Raw genomic sequence first — 20,010 nt, 5'->3', positions numbered from 1 at the left:
CGGGATCGGCACGATCCGGTTGTGCCGAATCCGCATTGTTATCGCCCGACCTTCCGGCAAAACCGCTGCTCAACATAGGTTTCCGCCATGGAGAACGGACCCTGGGCCGCAGGCGGCGCGATCAGCGAACCGGAGCTTGTCGCGTCCGGACCCGCGGCCCCTGCGAACCGCCCCGGGCTCCTGCCCGCGTCACGGCGGCGGCGCCCCCTCGGCGCGCTGCTCGTCGGCGCGCTCGCCGCGTCCGCCGTCTGGGGCGCCGGCCTGTACGCGTTCGGCGCGCAGGGCCCCGACCTGAGGGGCTACCGGGTCAGTGACCGCCTCTGCTCCCTCCTCGCGATGCCCCACCTCGCCACGGCCTTCGACCGCGGATCGCGCTGGGAGTCCACGCGGAGCGGCAGTGAGGCGGTGGACACGGCGGACTGCTCGGGGGAGCTGGAACGCAAGGAGGGCACGGGGCGGGCCGCCACCATCACGGCGTCCATGGTCCTGCACAAGCGGACGGACCCCGGCGCGGAGTTCGACGCGGCGCGCACGACGGCCGCCGAGCGGATCCCGGGCCGGACCGAGGTGCGGACGGCGAAGGGGCTGGGCGACCGGGCGTACACGGTCGTCCACGGCCGGACGGCTACGGTCCACGTCCTCGACGGCGACGCGGAGTTCACCCTGAGCGTCAGCACCGCACCGGCCGGCGGGCGCGTCACGCCGGAGCGGCTGCGGCCGCTCCTGGCGGGCGACATGGGCGCGCTGATGCGCCGGGTGAGCACTTCGTAGCGCCGCGCGGCCTTACGAGGACGGCCTCCGCCGGATCTTGTTCCCCAGCCACACCACCGGGTCGTACTTGCGGTCGACCGCTCGTTCCTTCAGGGGGATCAGGGCGTTGTCGGTGATGTGGATGCCCTCCGGGCAGACCTCCGTGCAGCACTTCGTGATGTTGCAGTAGCCGAGGCCGTGGTCCTCCTGGGCCGTGCGCTTGCGGTCGAGGCCGGAGTCCGACGCCGCATCGAGGGGGTGCATGTCCAGCTCGGCGACCCGCATCAGGAAGCGCGGGCCCGCGAACGCCGCCTTGTTCTCCTCGTGGTCGCGCACCGCATGGCACGTGTCCTGGCACAGGAAGCACTCGATGCACTTACGGAACTCCTGCGAGCGGTCCACGTCCTCCTGCTGCATGCGGTACTCGCCCGGGGCGACCCCGGCCGGCGGGACGAACGCGGGGATCTCGCGGGCCTTCGTGTAGTTGAAGCCGACGTCCGTGACCAGGTCGCGGACCACGGGGAAGGCGCGCAGCGGCGTCACCGTGATGACGTCCTCGCGGTCGAAGACCGACATGCGGGTCATGCACATCAGGCGGGGCCGGCCGTTGATCTCCGCCGAGCACGAACCGCACTTGCCCGCCTTGCAGTTCCAGCGGACCGCGAGGTCGGAGGCCTGGGTCGCCTGGATCCTGTGGATGATGTCGAGGACGACCTCGCCGTCGTTCACCTCCACGGAGAAGTCCGTCAGGTCGCCGCCCTCGGCGTCCCCGCGCCAGACCCTGAAACGCGCATCGTACGAACTCACTCGTACAGCTCCTCTTCGGCGAGGTACTTGACCAGCTCTTCCTTCTCGAAGAGGGCGAGCAGGTCCGGGCGGATGGGCTCGGTGGTGTCGCGCACGAGGTCGATCTGGCCCCGGACCGGGTCGGTGGCCGCGAGGCCGCCGGTCGGATCGACGAGGCGGCACAGCAGGTTCGTGCGGCGCCAGCGGCGGTCCATCGTCGGGTGGTCCTCGCGGGTGTGGCCGCCGCGCGACTCCGTGCGCTCCAGGGCGGCCCGCGCGATGCACTCGCTGACGAGCAGCATGTTGCGCAGGTCGAGCGAGAGGTGCCAGCCGGGGTTGAACTGGCGGTGCCCCTCCACCCCGGCCCGCCGCGCCCGCATCCGCAGCCCGGCGAGCCGGTCGAGCGCCTCGGCCATCTCCTCCTCGCGGCGGATGATGCCGACCAGGTCGTTCATCGCCTGCTGGAGCTCCTGGTGGAGCGTGTACGGGTTCTCGGCGACGCCCCCGTCCGCGGGACCCTCCGCGGAGAACGGGCGCAGTGCCTCCGCCGCCGCCGTGTCGACCTGGTCCGCGTCGATGGCCGGGCGCTCGCCGAGCCCGGCCGCGTACTCGGCCGCGTGCAGCCCCGCGCGGCGGCCGAAGACGAGGAGGTCGGAGAGCGAGTTGCCGCCGAGGCGGTTCGAGCCGTGCATGCCGCCCGCCACCTCGCCGGCCGCGAACAGGCCGGGGACGCCGCGCGCCGCCGCCGTGTCCGAGTCGACGGCGATGCCGCCCATCACGTAGTGGCAGGTCGGGCCGACCTCCATCGGCTCGGCCGTGATGTCGACGTCCGCCAGCTCCTTGAACTGGTGGTACATCGACGGCAGCCGGCGCCGGATGCGCTCGGCCGGCATGCGCGTGGAGACGTCCAGGAAGACGCCGCCGTGCGGGGAGCCGCGGCCCGCCTTCACCTCGGAGTTGATGGCACGCGCCACCTCGTCGCGGGGCAGCAGCTCGGGCGGGCGCCGGTTGTGGTCCGGGTCGTCGTACCAGCGGTCGCCCTCGTCCTCCGACTCGGCGTACTTCTCCTTGAAGACGTCGGGGACGTAGTCGAACATGAACCGCTTGCCCTCGGAGTTGCGCAGGACCCCGCCGTCGCCGCGCACCGACTCCGTGACGAGGATGCCCTTCACCGACGGCGGCCAGACCATTCCCGTCGGATGGAACTGCACGAACTCCATGTTCAGCAGCGGCGCCCCGGCGAGCAGCGCCAGCGCGTGGCCGTCGCCCGTGTACTCCCACGAGTTCGACGTCACCTTGAACGACTTGCCGATCCCGCCCGTCGCCAGCACCACGCTCGGCGCCTCCAGGACGAAGAAGCGGCCGCTCTCGCGCTCGTAGCAGAACGCGCCGGACACGCGGTCTCCGTCCTTGAGCACGCGGGTGACCGTGCACTCCTGGAAGACCTTGAGGCGGGCCTCGTAGTCGCCGAACTCCTTGAAGTCCTCCTGCTGGAGCGCCACGATCTTCTGCTGGAGCGTGCGGATCAGCTCCAGGCCCGTGCGGTCACCGACGTGCGCGAGGCGCGGGTACTCGTGGCCTCCGAAGTTGCGCTGCGAGATCCGGCCGTCCGCCGTCCGGTCGAACAGGGCGCCCCAGGTCTCCAACTCCCATACGCGGTCGGGTGCTTCGCGCGCGTGCAGTTCGGCCATCCGCCACTGGTTGAGGAACTTGCCGCCGCGCAGCGTGTCGCGGAAGTGGACCTGCCAGCTGTCGCCGGAGTTCACGTTCCCCATGGCCGCGGCGATGCCGCCCTCGGCCATCACGGTGTGCGCCTTGCCGAAGAGGGACTTGCAGATCACGGCCGTACGCGCGCCGCGCTCGCGCGCCTCGATCGCCGCGCGCAGGCCGGCACCGCCCGCCCCCACCACGACAACGTCCCACTGCTGTCGCTCCACTTGAGACATCAGGAATGCCACCCCATCTAGAAGAAGCGCGGATCGTCGAAGGCACCGGACGACAGCAGGAACACATAGAAGTCGGCGAGCGCGACGCTGATCAACGACGCCCAGGCGAGCAGCATGTGGCGGTCGTTCAGTTTTCCGACCCACTGCCACATCCGGTAGCGCACCGGGTGCTTGGAGAAGTGCTTGAGCTTGCCGCCGACGATGTGCCGGCACGAGTGGCAGGACAGGGTGTACGCCCAGATCAGCGTGATGTTCAGGAGGAAGACGAGCGTGCCGAGACCCATGTGGCCCCACGCGTACGTCTCGTCGCGGAACGAGAGCACGGTGTCGTACGTGAGGATGCCCGCCACGAGGATCGCCGCGTAGAAGAAGTAGCGGTGGATGTTCTGCAGGATCAGCGGGAAGCGGGTCTCGCCCGTGTACTTCTTGTGCGGCTCGGCGACCGCGCAGGCGGGCGGTGACGCCCAGAACCCGCGGTAGTAGGCCTTCCGGTAGTAGTAGCAGGTCAGCCGGAAGCCGAGCGGGAAGATCAGGATGAGCAGCGCGGGGGACAGGCCCCACCAGCCGCCGAAGATCTCCCAGTTGGGGCCCGCGTGCATCGGCTTGCAGTTCTGCGCGATGCACGGGGAGTAGAACGGCGAGACGTACGGCGCGTGGTAGTAGTGCGTGTTCGCGAAGGCCCGCCACGTCGAGTAGACGATGAAGGCGAGCAGTCCCGCGGCGGTACTGGCGGGCGCCAGCCACCAGCGGTCGGTGCGCAGGTGCCCGGACGCGATCGCGGCGCGCGTCCTGCCCCGGACGCCGTGCGCGTCCGCTTGGGGATGGGGTTCCGTGCCGGTGGCCAACGAAGCCTCCGCTCAGAGGGTCAGGGGGCGTGCCGGTCCCGGGCGCCGAGTCCTTCGTCGTCCGAGTCGGTCCAGAGCGAGCTGTCGTACGGGGTGTCGGGGACGGGCACGAGCTCGGGCCGGCGCGGTGGCGGCGGAGCGGCAGCAGCCGCCCGCAGCAGCGCGACGCTCTCGCGCAGATGGTCGGCGTCGGTGCGTACGCGCCGTACGTCGAGGCCGCCGTCGAGCTGCCGCTCCAGGCGCCCCACGGTCCGGCACAGCTCGTCGAGGCAGCGCTCGGCTGCCGCCAAGTCGTCGTTCAGGGTCATGACTTGCCCTCGCTTCCGCTGGTGCGGCGGAGATGCTCATGCGCCTGCGAGTGTCGCGCGTCACATCACGCCTTGTGAAGGGATCTGCGCGGATTGCTGGAGTGCGGGGCTTCGTGCGCCCCCTTCGGGGGCGGTGCCTCGGGGGGCGGGGTGGTGGGGTTTCGCCGGCGGGTGCGGGGCTGTGGGGGCTTGTCGCGCAGTCCCCGCGGCCCTGACGGGGCCGTCATTGGGCCGCACGAGTGGGGTTCTGGCACCTCAGCGCCGTGTCTGCGACTGCCTGCTCGACCCGTCCCCTTCAGTGGGGCGATAGATGTGATCAGCTCCATATACCGCCAAACGTGATCAAACCCGGCCCGTTCCTGGCAAGCGGGCGGCCGGGCTAGCCCCGGAGGTACCCGTGATGTCCCATGACGGCGCCACATCGCGCCCCGCCAGGCGTCCCGCGCGGCGTCCCGTCCTACGCTCGGCCGCGTTCCTCGTGTCGGGGGCGCTCGCGGTGACGGCCCTGGCCGGCTGCAGCTCGGGCGACGACGAAGCAGAGTCCAGCGGTCCGGCCGCCGCCCAGGACATCGCGCCCGCGGCCCGCGGCGACATCGCCGACGGCGGCACCCTGCGCTGGGCGGTCGACGCCCTGCCGGGGACCCTCAACTCCTTCCAGGCCGACGCCGACGCGGGCACGTCCCGCGTCGCCGGCGCCGTGCTGCCCTCGATGTACCGGCTCGACAACCAGGGCAAGGCGGTGCGCGACCCGGACTTCCTGGAGAAGGCCGAGGTCATCGAGCGCGAGCCCAAGCAGGTCGTCCTGTACAAGCTCAACCAGCAGGCGGTGTGGAGCGACGGCCGCGAGATCGGCGCCGCCGACTTCGCCGCCCAGTGGCGCGCGCTGTCCGGCAAGGACTCCGCGTACTGGACGGCCCACAACGCGGGCTACGACCGCATCGAGAAGATCGAGCGCGGCAAGAACAACCTGGAGGTGCGGGTCACCTTCGCGAAGCCGTACGCGGACTGGCGCTCGCTGTTCTCGCCGCTGTACCCCAAGGACGTCATGGGGACCCCGGACGCCTTCAACGAGGAAGCCCGGCGCAAGCTCAAGGTCACCGCCGGCCCCTTCTCGATCAAGAAGATCGACCGCGACGCCAAGGACATCACGCTGGTGCGCAACCCGCGCTGGTGGGGCCGCCAGGCCAAGCTGGAGCAGCTCGTCCTGCAGGCCGTGCCCCGTAAGGACCGCGCCGACGCGCTCGTCGCGGGGAAGATCGACCTCGCCGCCGTCGACCCGGAAGACGCCTCCCGCATCTCCCTCGCCGACCGTGACAAGGGCACCTCGGGCCCGCTCGCCCACGGCCCCGGCGCGCGCACGCCCGCTCAGTCGATGCGGTCCTGGGCCGTCGCGCACGGCGACGACGCGAACGCGGCCGACGCGGAACTCGAAGCCCGCGCGAAGACCCGCAAGGCCGCCACCAAGTACGAGAAGGAACAGTCGCGCCTGGAGGACTACGTCGTCCGCAAGTCCCTCGAACCCGCCTTCACGCAGCTCGCGCTGAACGGCTCCGAGGGGCCCCTGGCCGACGAGCGGGTGCGCCGCGCCGTCGCCCGCGCGATCGACCGCAAGAAGCTCGCCGAGGTCGTCCTCAAGCCGCTCGGCCTGCCCGCGCACCCCGTCGGCAGCCATCTCGCCCTCGCCGGGCAGCAGGCGTACGCCGACAGCAGCGGTGCGCTCGGCAGCCAGGACACCACCGAGGCCCGGGCGCTGCTCGCGGACGCGGGCTGGGTGTCGGGCGGTCCCCTGAAGAAGGAGACCGCGACGACCAAGCCGAAGACGGCCGGCAACGTCTCCGGCAGCGAGGGCAAGAAGAGCAAGGCGGGCACGAAGGACGAGAAGGGTGCCGCCTCCGACTCGGACGACGGCACGTACATCGTCGGCGAGAGCGACCAGAAGCCGGGCGACCGGCAGCCCCCGGTGCTCGACCCCGGGCGCACCGCCGCGTACCAGCACGTCGCGCTCCTGCACCAGGCCGACGCGCGGAAGCTGCGCGAGGCCGACAAGGAGAGGAAGCACACGGATCAGTACGCGAAGGAGGCCGCCCAGGGTGGCGCCCCGGGTGCGTACGCCCCGAAGGGGACGGCGGCACCCGCCGGTGCCCCCGCCGGGCCGCTCGCCAAGGACGGCAAGCCGCTGACGCTGCGCTTCGTGCTCCCGTCGGGCCCCGGCTCGGACTCGCTGCGCGCGGTCGCCGACCGGATCTCGCAGATGCTGGGGAAGATCGGTATCAGCACGGAGACGTCGAAGGTCGCCGACGCCAGCTACTTCAAGGACCACATCGCGTCCGGGCAGTACGACATGGCGCTCTACTCGTGGCCCGCATCGGCCTTCCCGGCCACCGACGCCCGCCCGATCTACGCCAAGCCGGTGCCCGCGGCGGACGGCACGCTCACGGTCGAGCAGAACTACACCCGGGTCGGCACGGACCACATCGACCAGCTCTTCGACCAGGCGATCGGTGAGCTCGACGAGGGGGAGGAGCGCTCCCTGGTCAAGCAGGCCGACGCCCGTATCTGGGCCGCAGCAGGATCGATTCCTCTCTACCAGCGCCCGGAGCTCGTGGCCGCCCGTCGCAGCGTCGCCAACGCGGGAGCCTTCGGCTTCCAGGAGCCCGACTACGAGGACATCGGCTTCCTGAAGCCGGGTGCGCGGCCGGGTGCCAAGCCGAACGCCTCCGGCAAGGCGAGCTCGTCCGCGAACTCCTCCGCGAGCCCGGCCGGGAAATCGTCCGGGAGCCCGTCCGAGAAGCCGTCCGAGAAGTGACGCACATCGCACCCTGAGTGGCCCTGAGAGCCGCTGGGGGAGCGCCCCCAAGATCGCCCAGCTCAGATCTCGCTCAAGTCCCTTGCCCGCCGGCCCCTCCGGCGGGCAAGGTGCGTATCACCACTGACCTGCGGTTTCCTCGGGGCGCCCCCCACGCCTCTCCGCGGCGTTCACTCACTGTGCACCCTTGACCCCAGAGCCCCAGAAGGCCTACTCGGCCGAAGCCCCGTACGATGGGGTGAGGCCGTGGCGTGTCCAGCCCGGCAGGGCGCGCGTACGAAGAGACGTACGCGCAGCCGTCCACTCACTCCGGGAGTACGCCGCAATATGGCCACGCGCCACGACATCCGTAACGTCGCCATCGTCGCCCACGTCGACCACGGCAAGACCACGCTGGTCGACGCCATGCTCAAGCAGGCCGGCGCCTTCGCGGCGCACGCCGCCGAGTCGCTCGACGACCGCATGATGGACTCGAACGACCTGGAGCGTGAGAAGGGCATCACGATCCTGGCCAAGAACACGGCGGTCAAGTACCACCCGAAGGATGGCGGCGACGCCATCACGATCAACATCATCGACACCCCCGGCCACGCCGACTTCGGTGGTGAGGTCGAGCGCGGCCTGTCGATGGTCGATGCGGTCGTGCTGCTCGTCGACGCCTCCGAGGGCCCGCTGCCGCAGACCCGCTTCGTGCTGCGCAAGGCGCTCTCGGCCAAGATGCCGGTCATCCTGTGCATCAACAAGACGGACCGCCCCGACTCCCGGATCGCCGAGGTCGTCGACGAGACGTACGACCTGTTCCTGGACCTGGACGCGGACGAGGACCAGATCGAGTTCCCGATCGTCTACGCCTGCGCCCGTGACGGCGTCGCCTCGCTGACCAAGCCCGAGGACGGCACCGTCCCGCAGGACAGCGAGAACCTCGAGCCGTTCTTCAACACGATCCTGTCGCACGTGCCGGCCCCGGAGTACGACGAGGACGCCCCCCTCCAGGCCCACGTCACGAACCTGGACGCCGACAACTTCCTCGGCCGTATCGCGCTCTGCCGTGTCGAGCAGGGCGAGCTGCGCAAGGGCCAGACGGTCACGTGGATCAAGCGCGACGGCACGATGTCCAACGTGCGCGTCACCGAGCTCCTCATGACCGAGGCCCTCACCCGCAAGCCGGCCGAGAAGGCGGGCCCGGGCGACATCTGCGCCATCGCCGGTATCCCGGACATCATGATCGGTGAGACCCTGGCCGACACCGAGAACCCGATCGCGCTGCCGCTCATCACGGTCGACGAGCCGGCCATCTCGATGACCATCGGCGCGAACACCTCGCCGCTGGTCGGCAAGGGCGGCAAGGGCCACAAGGTCACGGCCCGCCAGATCAAGGACCGACTCGACCGCGAGCTGGTCGGTAACGTCTCGCTCCGTGTCCTGGACACCGAGCGCCCCGACGCCTGGGAGGTCCAGGGCCGTGGTGAGCTCGCGCTCGCCATCCTGGTCGAGCAGATGCGCCGCGAGGGCTTCGAGCTGACCGTCGGCAAGCCCGAGGTCGTCACCAAGCAGGTCAACGGCAAGACGCACGAGCCGATCGAGCGCATGACGATCGACTCGCCCGAGGAGCACCTCGGCGCCATCACGCAGCTCATGGCGACCCGCAAGGGCCGCATGGAGACCATGACGAACCACGGTTCGGGCTGGGTCCGCATGGAGTGGATCGTCCCGTCGCGTGGCCTCATCGGCTTCCGCACGGAGTTCCTGACGCAGACCCGCGGCACCGGTATCGCGCACTCGATCTTCGAGGGTCACGAGCCGTGGTTCGGCGACCTGCGCACCCGTCACAACGGCTCGCTCGTCGCGGACCGTTCGGGCACGGTGACGCCGTTCGCGATGGTCAACCTCCAGGAGCGCGGTGTCATCTTCACCGAGGCCGGCACCGAGGTCTACGAGGGCATGATCATCGGCGAGAACTCGCGCGCCGACGACATGGACGTGAACATCACCAAGGAGAAGAAGCTCACCAACATGCGTGCGGCTTCCGCGGACACCACGGAGAACGTGGTGCCCGCCCGCAAGCTCTCGCTCGAGCAGTCCCTGGAGTTCTGCCGCGACGACGAGTGCATCGAGGTGACCCCGGAGACGGTCCGTATCCGCAAGGTCGTCCTGGACCAGAAGCTGCGCGGCCGCGCAGCCTCGAAGGCCAAGAACGCCTGATCCCGAGACAGCTGGGCCCGGGTCCCCTTCGGGGGGCCCGGGCCTTTGTCGTATGTCCTGCGCCGGGAGGTCCGGGCAGGAGTTTTTACAGGATCGATGCCCGCGCCAGGTGGTCCTTCACTACCCTCGTGGCATCCTGGACGCGTTCCCGCGCGATCCACGCGCGTTGATCCGCCCGCTGAGAGTCTTCCCACAGCCCTGCGCAAGGGCTCGTGATGTGCAACTCGTTTTCCAGAGGCGACTGTCCGGAATCCGGACCCCATTGACCGATAGATGTGTAACGAGTCCGTTTCGCAGGGATCTATCTAGGATCAGTTTGTCCGGATTTTGGGCTAAGTACGCATCAGGTGTGATCGAACCGAGACCAAAAGACTGTGGTCGGTCCGATTCTGATGCCAGATAGTTGAGCGCGTAGAGCTCGGGTCAATGGGTCACGCACTGTGGGGAGTGCCGACTCGCGAGCACACTGAGGCACTTTCAATCCTCGCCGTCAGGGGTGTCGGTCAGGTGGCATGTGCCTCCACTTGTAGTGAACAAAAGTGGACTCATGAGGAGGAACCCATGCGAGGTGCCACAAGCGCCATATGGGTCGCGTCGTCCCCGATGGCAGGTACAGGACTCGCGGGCAGTAGCTCCGTGGTCGGCACGGCGCTCAAGCGCCGCGACAGTCTCTGACGGCAATGCCTGCCCGGTCGGGTCAGGTTCCCCCGGGGTGAGTTCACCCCAGTCGTAGCTCAACCGCGCGCATCCGGCCTTGGGTTGCCGTGTACCGCCCGTAGGTCGTCGTACCCCCTGGTGGCAATCCAGCTGGAGTGGCGTACGCCGTGCGACGGCCGTCGGTCCGGTGCTCCGTCCCACAGGGAGGAGCCCGCCGTGTGCCGACGACCTCCAACACCTGTGAAATGGACGAATCATGACGAGTCCAATCGAGATTGAGGGCGCCGAGACCTCTTCCGCCTTGGACAAGGACAGCGCGCCGCAGGCTGACGCGAAGGAGCCCAAGAAGCTCGAGGGGCGCAGCCCCGGACAGCTGATGTGGCGTCGCTTCAAACGGGACAAGACGGGCGTCATCTCCGCCTTCATCGTCCTGTTCTTCTTCCTGATATCCGCGCTCGCGCCGGTCATCGCGAAGGTGTACGGCAAGGACCCGTACACCTTCTACGGGCAGGACGACCCCACACTCCTCAACGAGTTCAACCTGCCGGCCGGTCCCAACGGCGGTATCTCGCCCGAGCACTGGTTCGGCATCGACCCGAACTACGGCCGCGACGTGTTCTCGTACCTGCTCTACGGCATGCGTACGTCGCTCTACACGGCGCTGCTCGCCACGATCGGCATCGTCATCGTGGGCGTGCTCATCGGTCTCCTCTCCGGGTACTTCGGCGGCAAGATCGACTACTGGCTCGGGCGGCTGACCGACTTCATGCTCGCCCTGCCCAGCCAGCTGTTCATGGTCGCGGTGATGCCCGTCGTGGTCACGGTGTTCGTGGCGCCCGACGAGGAGACCCCGGTCTACATCCGCTTCCTCGCCATCCTCGGCGTGATGTGGCTCCTCACCTGGATGAGCCTGTCCCGCCTGGTGCGCGCCGTCACGCTCTCCCTGCGTGAGCGCGAGTTCGTGGAGGCGGCGAAGGTCGCGGGCGCCTCGCCCTGGCGGATCATCCGCAAGGAGCTGCTGCCCAACCTGATCACGCCGATCATCGTGCAGGGCACGTACCTGCTCCCCAGCACCATTCTCTCGGTCGCCTTCCTGTCCTTCGTCGGCGTCGGGTATCAGGACCCGACCCCCGACTGGGGCCTGATGTTCGCCACCGGCGCGAACATCTACGAGCAGGACCCGACCTACATGTTCTTCCCGGGTGTCGCCATGGTCGTCTTCTTCGTGGCGTTCAACCTCCTCGGGGACTCCGTCCGGGATGCGTTCGATCCCAAGACGGGCCGCTGAACCCAGCCCATCCGAGGGGGAGCTGCCACCCGGGCGCCGGCCCACACCGGATGCGCCAGGCAGCACCAAAGGATCACTACTCACAGGCAGGTGGATCTAACTCCATGAGCATCCTTCGTACGCGCACGGCGCAGGCAACGGTCGTCGCGGTGACCGCCGGCGCGCTGGCACTCACCGGCTGCAGCAGTGGCAGCAAGAGCTCCGACAAGCCCGCGGGCAAGTCCCAGAAGGACGCCCTCGCGCAGGCCAAGCCGGTCGTCATGGGCACCGCCCAGCAGTCCGTCGGCCCCGCCAAGGAGGTGCCGGGCTCCCGTAAGGGCGGCACCGTCCAGGTCTACCAGGAGACGGACTTCTCCCACCTGGACCCGGGGCAGATCTACGTCTCCGACGGTGGCCTCCTCTCCAAGCTCCTCTACCGTGGCCTGACCACGTACGTCGAGGACGACAAGGGCAACCAGACGGTCGTCGGCGACCTCGCCACCGACGCGGGCAAGTCCTCGGACGGCGGCAAGACCTGGACCTACACGCTGAAGGACGGCGTGAAGGACCAGAACGGCAACGTCATCACGTCGGGCGACATCCGCCACAGCTTCGAGCGTCTGTACGCCTCCTTCGAGACGGACGGCCCGACCTACGTGCAGCAGTGGCTGTCCGGCGAGGGCACCAAGTACCGCAAGGCGTACGCGGGTCCGTTCAAGGGCAAGCACCTGCCGGACTCGGTCCTGTCGACCCCGGACGACAAGACCGTCGTCTTCCACTTCCAGAAGCCGCACAGCGACGCCCCGCAGGCGTTCGCGATGGCCGCCTACTCCGTCGTCCCGGAGAAGACGGACACCAAGGAGAAGTACGACCAGGCGCCCGTCGCGACCGGCCCGTACAAGATCTCCGAGTACAAGTCCGGCAAGAACCTGAAGCTGGTCCGCAACCCCAACTGGGACCCGAAGACGGACCCGATGCGTCACCAGTACGTCGATGGCTTCAACATCGACTACAACCAGGACAAGGCCACGCAGACCAAGACGATCCTGGCTGACCGTGCCGAGGCCAAGAACGCCATCATGTTCACCGGCCAGGTCGACGCCACCCAGCTGCAGAAGATCACCACCGACAAGGCGGTCATGAAGCGCACGGTGCAGGGCTACGCCCCGTACGTGTGGCAGCTGAACTTCAACATGGACCGCGTCAAGGACAAGCGCGTCCGTGACGCCATCGCCCTGGCGATCCCGGCCAACGCGGCCGGCCACGCCGACGGTGGTGCCTACGGCGGCGACCCCGCGACCAGCCTGATGTCGCCGACCACCCCGGGCTACGACAAGAAGCTCGACCCGTTCAACCGCGCCAAGAAGCCGAACGGTGACATCGCCGCGGCGAAGAAGCTGATCGACGAGGCCGGCGCCAAGGGCAAGAAGCTCGTCTACGCCTACGCCAACACCCCGGTCCGTACCACTCAGGCGAACCTGATCATCAACAACCTGAAGAAGATCGGCCTCGACATCCAGAAGAAGGAGATCGACGCCGCGACCTGGTACGAGCAGATGGGCAAGGTCAAGAACGGCCTCGACCTCTACATGACCGGCTGGGGCCAGGACTGGGCGGACGGCAACACTGTCTTCCCGCCGTCCTTCGACGGTCAGCAGATCCAGGACGGTGCGTCGAACTACTCGCACACGAACGACAAGCACGTGAACGACGAGATCGCCCGCATCCAGGCGATCACGGACGCCGCTGAGCGTGCCAAGGAGTACGGGAAGCTCTCGGAGTACATCTCCACCAAGATCAACCCGGCTGCCCCGATCTACTACACCAAGGTGTTCCAGATCGCCGGCTCCAACGTCGGTGGCCTGCGGTACTCGACGGTGACGAGCTACACCGACCCGACCGCGGTCTACCTCAAGAAGTAGTCAGTAACAGGCAGTTCCCGGGGATGAGGGCGCGGCGGTGCCCTCATCCCCGGGTCGCCGGCTCCCTCCTGGCCTCCCACCGCCGCCGTCCTGAGAGCAGCTCATTGCCATGCTTCGATTTCTCATACGCCGGACGCTCGGCGCAGCACTCATCCTTCTGCTGATCAGCGCCTTCACGTACTTCATGTACTTCGCCATCCCACAGGACCCGGCGATGCTCGCATGTGGCAAGAACTGCACTCCGGATGCGCTGGCGCTCATTCACAAGAATCTGGGCCTCGACAAGCCGGTCCCCGTGCAGTACTGGGACTACCTCTCCGGCATCTTCGTCGGACGTGACTTCGGGGTGGGCCACTGCTCCGCACCCTGCTTCGGCGTCTCGTTCCGTAACAACCAGATGGTGTGGGACACCATGATGGACCGTCTCCCGCTGACGGTCTCCCTCACCTTCGGTTCCCTCATCGTCTTCCTGTTCGCCGGTCTCGGCGCCGGCCTGCTGGCCGCCCGCTTCCGCGGCACCTGGCTCGACAAGACCTTCAGCGGCGCCTCGCTGGTCACCAGCTCGTTCCAGATCTACTTCATCGGCCCGGTCGTCATGGGCCTCCTGGTCTTCAGCACCGGCTGGCTGGACAAGCCCAAGTACGTGCCGATCAGCGAGGATCCGTGGGGCTGGTTCATGGGCCTGCTGATCCCCTGGATCATCATGGCGACGATCTTCACGGCCAACTACACACGTATGGCCCGCTCCTCGATGATCGAGCAGTTGCAGGAAGAGCACGTCCGAGCTGCCAAGGCCAAGGGCATGAGCAGCCGTTACGCCTTCTTCCGCTACGCCTGGCGCGGCTCGCTCATCCCGATCATCACCATCCTGGGCATGGACATCGGCGGTCTGCTCAGCGGTGGCATGGTCACCGAGCTGACCTTCGGCCTCGCCGGCATCGGCCGTCTCGCCCGTGACTCGGTGGTCGGCAAGGACCTCCCCGTCCTCATGGGCGTCATGATCCTCAGCGCCGCTTTCATCATCGTCTGCAACATCGTCGTGGACGCTCTGTACGCCGTCGTCGACCCGCGCGTGCGTCTGTCCTAGGAGAACGACCGTGACCACACTCACCAAGACCGAGGACGCCCCGGCCCCCACCGGCGGCGACGCGTTCCTCTCGGTACGCGACCTGAAGGTGCAGTTCTCCACCGAGGACGGCATCGTCAAGGCTGTGGACGGGCTCTCCTTCGACATCGAGCGCGGCAAGACGCTCGGCATCGTCGGCGAGTCGGGCTCCGGCAAGTCGGTGACGAACCTGACCGTGCTCGGCCTGCACAACCGCAAGAGCACCCACGTCGAGGGCGAGATCCTCCTCGAGGGCAAGGAACTGATCACCGCCACCGAGCCCGAGCTCGAAAAGCTCCGCGGCAACAAGATGGCGATGATCTTCCAGGACTCGCTGACCGCCCTGTCCCCGTACTACACGGTGGGCCGGCAGATCTCCGAGCCGTTCCGCAAGCACACCGGGGCCAGCAAGAAGGAGGCCCGGGACCGGGCGATCCAGATGCTGGAGAAGGTGGGCATCCCCCACCCCAAGCAGCGGGTGGACGACTACCCGCACCAGTTCTCCGGCGGTATGCGCCAGCGCGCCATGATCGCCATGTCCCTGGTCTGCAACCCCGACCTGCTGATCGCCGACGAGCCGACCACCGCGCTCGACGTGACCGTCCAGGCGCAGATTCTCGACCTGCTCAAGGACCTCCAGCAGGAGTTCGGCTCCGCGATCATCATGATCACCCACGACCTCGGCGTCGTGGCGAACATGGCCGACGACCTGCTCGTGATGTACGCGGGCCGGGCCGTGGAGCGCGGCTCGGTGCGCGAGGTGCTCAAGTCGCCCGAACACCCCTACACCTGGGGGCTGCTCGGCTCCATGCCGCGCCTCAACTCGGACGTCGACGAACCGCTGCTGCCGATTCCCGGCTCGCCGCCGTCGCTCCTGAACCCGCCGAGCGGCTGCCCCTTCCACCCCCGGTGTGCGTTCACCGACAAGGTGGAAGGCGGCAAGTGCAAGGGCGACCGGCCCACGCTGCCGGTCGGCCGCGGCTCTGCCTGCCACCTGACGGCAGATCAGAAGCAGCAGGTGTTCATCGAGACGATTCAGCCCCGGCTGGGCTGAGCTGAAACCGGCGACTGGGGCATGACCATGAGCGAGAACAACCAGACCACCACGGCGGTCGCGGAAGCGATCCCGCAGCAGCGGGACGCGGACAGCGCACCGCTCCTCCAGGTCAAGGACCTGAAGAAGCACTTCCCGATCAAGGGCGGCTTCCCGATCCGGCGGACCATCGGCGCCGTCAAGGCCGTCGACGGCGTCTCCTTCGACGTCTTCCGGGGCGAGGCCCTGGGCCTCGTCGGCGAGTCCGGCTGCGGCAAGTCGACGACGGGCCGTCTGCTGACCCGCCTGTACGAGCCGACCCACGGCACGATCACGTACAACGGCCAGGACATCAGCACGGCCAACCGCAAGCAGCTGGCGCCGATCAGGTCCGAGATCCAGATGATCTTCCAGGACCCGTACGCGTCGCTGAACCCGCGCCAGACGGTCGGCTCGATCATCGCCGGGCCGATGGAGATCAACGGCATCAACCCGCCCGGCGGCCGCGAGGCGCGCGTGCGGGAGCTGCTGGAGATCGTCGGCCTGAACCCGGAGCACTACAACCGCTTCCCGCACGAGTTCTCGGGCGGCCAGCGGCAGCGCATCGGCGTGGCCAGGGCCGTGGCCCTCGAGCCCAAGCTGATCGTCGCGGACGAGCCGGTCTCCGCGCTCGACGTGTCGATCCAGGCCCAGGTCGTCAACCTGCTGCAGAAGGTGCAGCGGGAGATGGGCATCGCGTTCGTCTTCATCGCCCACGACCTGGCCATCGTGCGGCACTTCTCGCAGCGCGTCGCGGTGATGTACCTGGGCAAGATCGTGGAGATCGCCGACCGCGACTCCCTCTACAACCGCCCCCGTCACCCGTACACGCACGCGCTGATGTCGGCCGTGCCGAACGCGGACATCGACGCGGTGAAGAAGGAGCGGATCCGCCTGGAAGGCGACGTCCCCTCGCCGATCTCGCCGCCGTCCGGCTGCCGCTTCCGCACCCGGTGCTGGAAGGCGCAGGACAAGTGCGCCACGGAGGAGCCGCCGCTCGTCCAGATCTCCGGCAGCCGCGAGGGTCACCTCACGGCCTGTCACTTCCCGGAGGAGCCGACGACGGCGGACCGCGGCGAGGACATCGTGCTCGACCCGGCCCTCGCGGCCCTCGAGGACGAGTCCGGCGCGAACGCCTGACCGTCCACGCTTCGACCGGCCACGGCCCGTCACCGGTGACACACCGGTGACGGGCCGTCGGCGTATCCCGAGCCGGCGGTCGTGGCGGCCACGGTGTGGGCGATGATCCATGAACGAGCGGGCGAGGGAGAGGGGCGGCAATGCTGGACGACCTGGAGGCGCGGTGCGCGCAGGCGATGGCGGTGCACGGGTGCCCGTCCGTCTCGGTCGCGGTCGCGGTGCACGGCGAGGTGACCCTCGCCCAGGCTCACGGGCTTGCCGACACCGGCGCGGGGATCCCCGCCACCGCGCACACCCCGTACGCCCTCGCCTCCGTCACCAAGCCGGTCACGGCTGCGGCGGTCTGCGTCGCGGCCGACGAGGGGCTGCTCGACCTGGACGCGCCCGGCCCGCTCGGCGCGACCCCGCGTCAGCTCCTGCGGCACCGGGGCGGGCTCGGCGCGCACTACGACTTCCACTACGGCGAGGAGGGTGAGCCGGCCGTGGACGCGGAGCCGTACACGCGGCTCCACCGCGCGCCCGGCTCCGGCTTCGAGTACGCGAACCTCGGCTACCGGCTCCTCGGCCGGCTCCTGGAGGAAGCCACCGGACAGGACCTCGCCACATACGCCCGGGAGCGGGTCCTCGGGCCGCTCGGGCTCGACGGCTTCCGCATCGCCACGGTCTGCCCGGGATCCGCGACCCGCTACACCCCCGACGGGCGCCCGTACCCGGAAGGCCTGCGCACCAGCCATCCCGGCGCCACGCTCGGCTGGGCGACGGCCCCCCAGCTCGCCCTCTTCGCCCAGTCCTGGCCGCGGCTCCTGAAGGCGGAGACGGCCGCCGCGGTCCTCGACGCCGTCCCGATCGGCGAGCACCTCGGGTACGGCCTCGGCTGGTGCGTCTCGCGCGGCGATGGGCCTCTTCTGGTGAGCCACGGCGGCGGCATGGGCGGCGTGGCCGCGATCGCGGTGTCGGCGCCGGAACTCGGCCTGTCCGTGGCGGTCCTGACGAACACGACGGCGAAGGCGGCCCGCGACGCGGTCGTCAACCACGTCCTCGGCGAGCTCGTACCCGGTTTTGCTCCCGAACTGATCTCACCGGTGTTCTCCGTGCCCGCGCGCCCCCTGACCCTGAAGGAGGGGGAGTGGGCGGGCCACGCCTCGACACCGGAGGGCGAGGTCCCGCTGCGGCTACGGATCCTGCCGGGCGCCCGCGCCGAACTCACCACCGGCGACGAGACCGCCACCGCCCCCGTCGACGCCACGGCCACCCTCGCGCTGCGCGGCTCCTTCCCCGTACAACTGCCGACCGCCGACGCGAGGGTCGGCAGTCCGGTGCTCGGTCTGGAGCTGCGTCGGGACGAGGGCCGTCTGACCGGAGTGGCCCGCGTCTACAAGGAGGGCGACCGGGAGGGTCTGCTCGGCAATCTGCTGACCCACCCGTGCGAACTGGGGCCCGTACGGCCGGGCTGAAAGTGCGTTATGTGTCTTTACGGACGATATTTGGGCCTAAGTGCCGTAAGGCGCTGACCCAGAAGCACTCCGAGGAGGCACTCCATGCGTGGAGCCACGCACGCCAAGTGGGCCGTATGCGCGGTGGCCGTCGCTCTCGCCGCGACGGCCTGTGGTGGTGGGAGCAACAGCGGCGGTGGCGGCAACGGCTCAGGGATCGTCCGTTCGTCCTGGGGTGATCCGCAGAACCCGCTGGAGCCCGCGAACACGAACGAGGTCCAGGGCGGCAAGGTCATGGACATGCTCTTCCGTGGCCTGAAGCGCTACAACTCGAAGACAGGCGCCGCCGAGGACATGCTCGCGGACAAGATCGAGACGACGGACTCGATCAACTTCAAGATCACGGTCAAGGACGGCTGGACGTTCTCCAACGGGGAGAAGGTCACCGCGCAGTCCTTCGTGGATGCCTGGAACTACGGCGCCGACCTGAGGAACAACCAGAAGAACGCCTACTTCTTCGGCCAGATCGACGGCTACGACAAGGTCCACCCCGACTCCGGCACCCCGAGCGCCACCAACCTGTCCGGGCTCAAGGTCACCGGCCCCCTCACCTTCTCGGTCAAGCTCAACCAGAAGTTCTCGCTGTGGCCCGACACCCTCGGCTACGCGGCCTTCGCCCCGCTCCCCAAGGCCTTCTTCGACAACCACTCCGCGTGGGTGAGCAAGCCGGTCGGCAACGGCCCGTACACGATCGAGAACTACACCAAGGGCTCCCAGATGTCCCTGCGCAAGTGGGACGCCTACCCGGGCACCGACAAGGCGCAGAACGGCGGCGTGGACCTGAAGGTCTACACCGACAACAACACGGCGTACACCGACCTGACGGCCGGCAACCTCGACCTCGTCGACGACGTCCCGGCCTCGCAGCTCAAGAACGTCAAGGCCGACCTCAGCGGCCGGTACATCAACACCCCCGCCGGCATCATCCAGACGCTCGCCTTCCCGTTCTACGACCCCGCGTGGAACAAGGCGGACAGCGACAAGGTCCGCAAGGGCCTGTCGATGGCGATCAACCGCAAGCAGATCACCGAGACGATCTTCCAGAAGACCCGCACCCCGGCCTCGGACTGGACCTCGCCGGTCCTCGGCAAGGACGGCGGCTTCCAGGACGGCCTGTGCGGCGACAGCTGCGACTACAACCCCACCGAGGCCAAGAAGCTGGTCCAGGAGGGCGGCGGCATCCCCGGTGGCCAGGTGAGGATCGGCTACAACGCCGACACCGGCAGCCACAAGGAGTGGGTCGACGCCGTCTGCAACAGCATCAACAACGCGCTGGGCAACGACAAGGCCTGCGTCGGCCTGCCCACCGGCACCTTCGCCGACTTCCGCAACAAGATCACGCAGAAGAAGATGACGGGCCCGTTCCGCGCCGGCTGGCAGATGGACTACCCGCTCATCCAGAACTTCCTGCAGCCGCTGTACTACACCAACGCCTCGTCCAACGACGGCAAGTGGTCCAACAAGCAGTTCGACAAGCTCGTCGACCAGGCCAACGCCGAGTCCGACCGCGCCAAGGCCGTCAAGATCTTCCAGCAGGCCGAAGGCGTCGTCAGGGACAACATGGCGGCCATCCCGCTCTGGTACCAGAACGGCAGCGCCGGCTACTCGGACAAGGTCTCCAACGTCGCCCTCAACCCGTTCAGCGTTCCGGTCTACAACGAGATCAAGGTCAGCTGACGCCCCGGGGAGCGGCAGTCCGGGGCCCTGAAGG

The 20,010-nt window shown here is 68.7% G+C and carries 14 protein-coding genes; 10 read left to right on the top strand and 4 right to left on the bottom strand.

Annotated features, from left to right (window positions below):
* Positions 1-87 precede the first annotated feature (87 nt).
* Positions 88-771 (top strand): hypothetical protein, encoded by a 684-nt coding sequence (locus OG456_RS13305; RefSeq protein WP_266560566.1) that lies wholly within the window; start codon positions 88-90, stop codon positions 769-771.
* A gap of 12 nt (positions 772-783) precedes the next feature.
* Here OG456_RS13305 and OG456_RS13300 read toward each other — a convergent pair whose 3' ends face one another.
* Genes OG456_RS13300 through OG456_RS13285 form a run of 4 tightly spaced genes read right to left on the bottom strand, consistent with a single transcriptional unit; the run spans position 784 to position 4,635 of the window.
* Positions 784-1,557, bottom strand: coding sequence for a succinate dehydrogenase/fumarate reductase iron-sulfur subunit (locus OG456_RS13300; RefSeq protein WP_266560564.1), 774 nt, complete (start codon positions 1,555-1,557; stop codon positions 784-786).
* Entirely contained in the window at positions 1,554-3,482 is a 1,929-nt protein-coding gene (locus OG456_RS13295; RefSeq protein ID WP_266560562.1) for a fumarate reductase/succinate dehydrogenase flavoprotein subunit, read from the bottom strand. The genes OG456_RS13300 and OG456_RS13295 overlap by 4 nt, the downstream gene beginning before the upstream one ends.
* Before the next feature lie 17 nt (positions 3,483-3,499).
* Positions 3,500-4,327, bottom strand: a complete 828-nt coding sequence (locus OG456_RS13290; protein ID WP_266560560.1) for a hypothetical protein — start codon at positions 4,325-4,327, stop codon at positions 3,500-3,502.
* Positions 4,328-4,347: 20 nt separating this feature from the next.
* On the bottom strand, positions 4,348-4,635 hold the full coding sequence (locus tag OG456_RS13285; RefSeq protein ID WP_266560558.1) for a hypothetical protein: 288 nt from the start codon (positions 4,633-4,635) through the stop codon (positions 4,348-4,350).
* A 400-nt stretch (positions 4,636-5,035) separates the two neighbouring features.
* Here OG456_RS13285 and OG456_RS13280 point away from each other — a divergent pair, with 400 nt between their 5' ends.
* The 9 genes from OG456_RS13280 (at position 5,036) to OG456_RS13240 (ending at position 19,976) form a co-directional block, all read left to right on the top strand.
* Positions 5,036-7,441: an ABC transporter family substrate-binding protein gene (locus tag OG456_RS13280; RefSeq protein WP_266560556.1), complete on the top strand. Its 2,406-nt coding sequence runs from the start codon at positions 5,036-5,038 to the stop codon at positions 7,439-7,441.
* Between the two features lie 327 nt (positions 7,442-7,768).
* Entirely contained in the window at positions 7,769-9,643 is a 1,875-nt protein-coding gene (gene typA, locus OG456_RS13275) for a translational GTPase TypA (protein WP_266560554.1), read from the top strand.
* 913 nt (positions 9,644-10,556) lie between these two features.
* Positions 10,557-11,588, top strand: a complete 1,032-nt coding sequence (locus OG456_RS13270) for an ABC transporter permease (protein ID WP_266560552.1) — start codon at positions 10,557-10,559, stop codon at positions 11,586-11,588.
* 104 nt (positions 11,589-11,692) lie between these two features.
* Positions 11,693-13,489, top strand: coding sequence for an ABC transporter substrate-binding protein (locus OG456_RS13265; RefSeq protein ID WP_266560550.1), 1,797 nt, complete (start codon positions 11,693-11,695; stop codon positions 13,487-13,489).
* Positions 13,490-13,598: 109 nt separating this feature from the next.
* Positions 13,599-14,576: an ABC transporter permease gene (locus tag OG456_RS13260; protein WP_266560548.1), complete on the top strand. Its 978-nt coding sequence runs from the start codon at positions 13,599-13,601 to the stop codon at positions 14,574-14,576.
* 10 nt (positions 14,577-14,586) lie between these two features.
* Positions 14,587-15,648 (top strand): ABC transporter ATP-binding protein, encoded by a 1,062-nt coding sequence (locus OG456_RS13255; protein ID WP_266560546.1) that lies wholly within the window; start codon positions 14,587-14,589, stop codon positions 15,646-15,648.
* Positions 15,649-15,675: 27 nt separating this feature from the next.
* Positions 15,676-16,806 carry an ABC transporter ATP-binding protein gene (locus OG456_RS13250; protein WP_266560544.1) on the top strand — a complete coding sequence of 377 codons (1,131 nt, stop codon included), beginning with the start codon at positions 15,676-15,678 and terminating at the stop codon, positions 16,804-16,806.
* A 140-nt stretch (positions 16,807-16,946) separates the two neighbouring features.
* The gene (locus OG456_RS13245) at positions 16,947-18,260 is read left to right on the top strand and encodes a serine hydrolase (RefSeq protein ID WP_266560542.1); all 1,314 of its coding nucleotides are present in this window, start codon (positions 16,947-16,949) and stop codon (positions 18,258-18,260) included.
* A gap of 84 nt (positions 18,261-18,344) precedes the next feature.
* A complete protein-coding gene (locus tag OG456_RS13240; RefSeq protein WP_266560540.1) occupies positions 18,345-19,976 on the top strand; it encodes an ABC transporter substrate-binding protein in 1,632 nt (543 codons plus the stop codon).
* Positions 19,977-20,010 lie beyond the last annotated feature (34 nt).

The sequence above is a fragment of the Streptomyces sp. NBC_01446 genome (genome assembly GCF_026340095.1).
Taxonomy (GTDB): domain Bacteria; phylum Actinomycetota; class Actinomycetes; order Streptomycetales; family Streptomycetaceae; genus Streptomyces; species Streptomyces aureus.
This window is presented reverse-complemented; position numbering and strand designations above follow the sequence as displayed.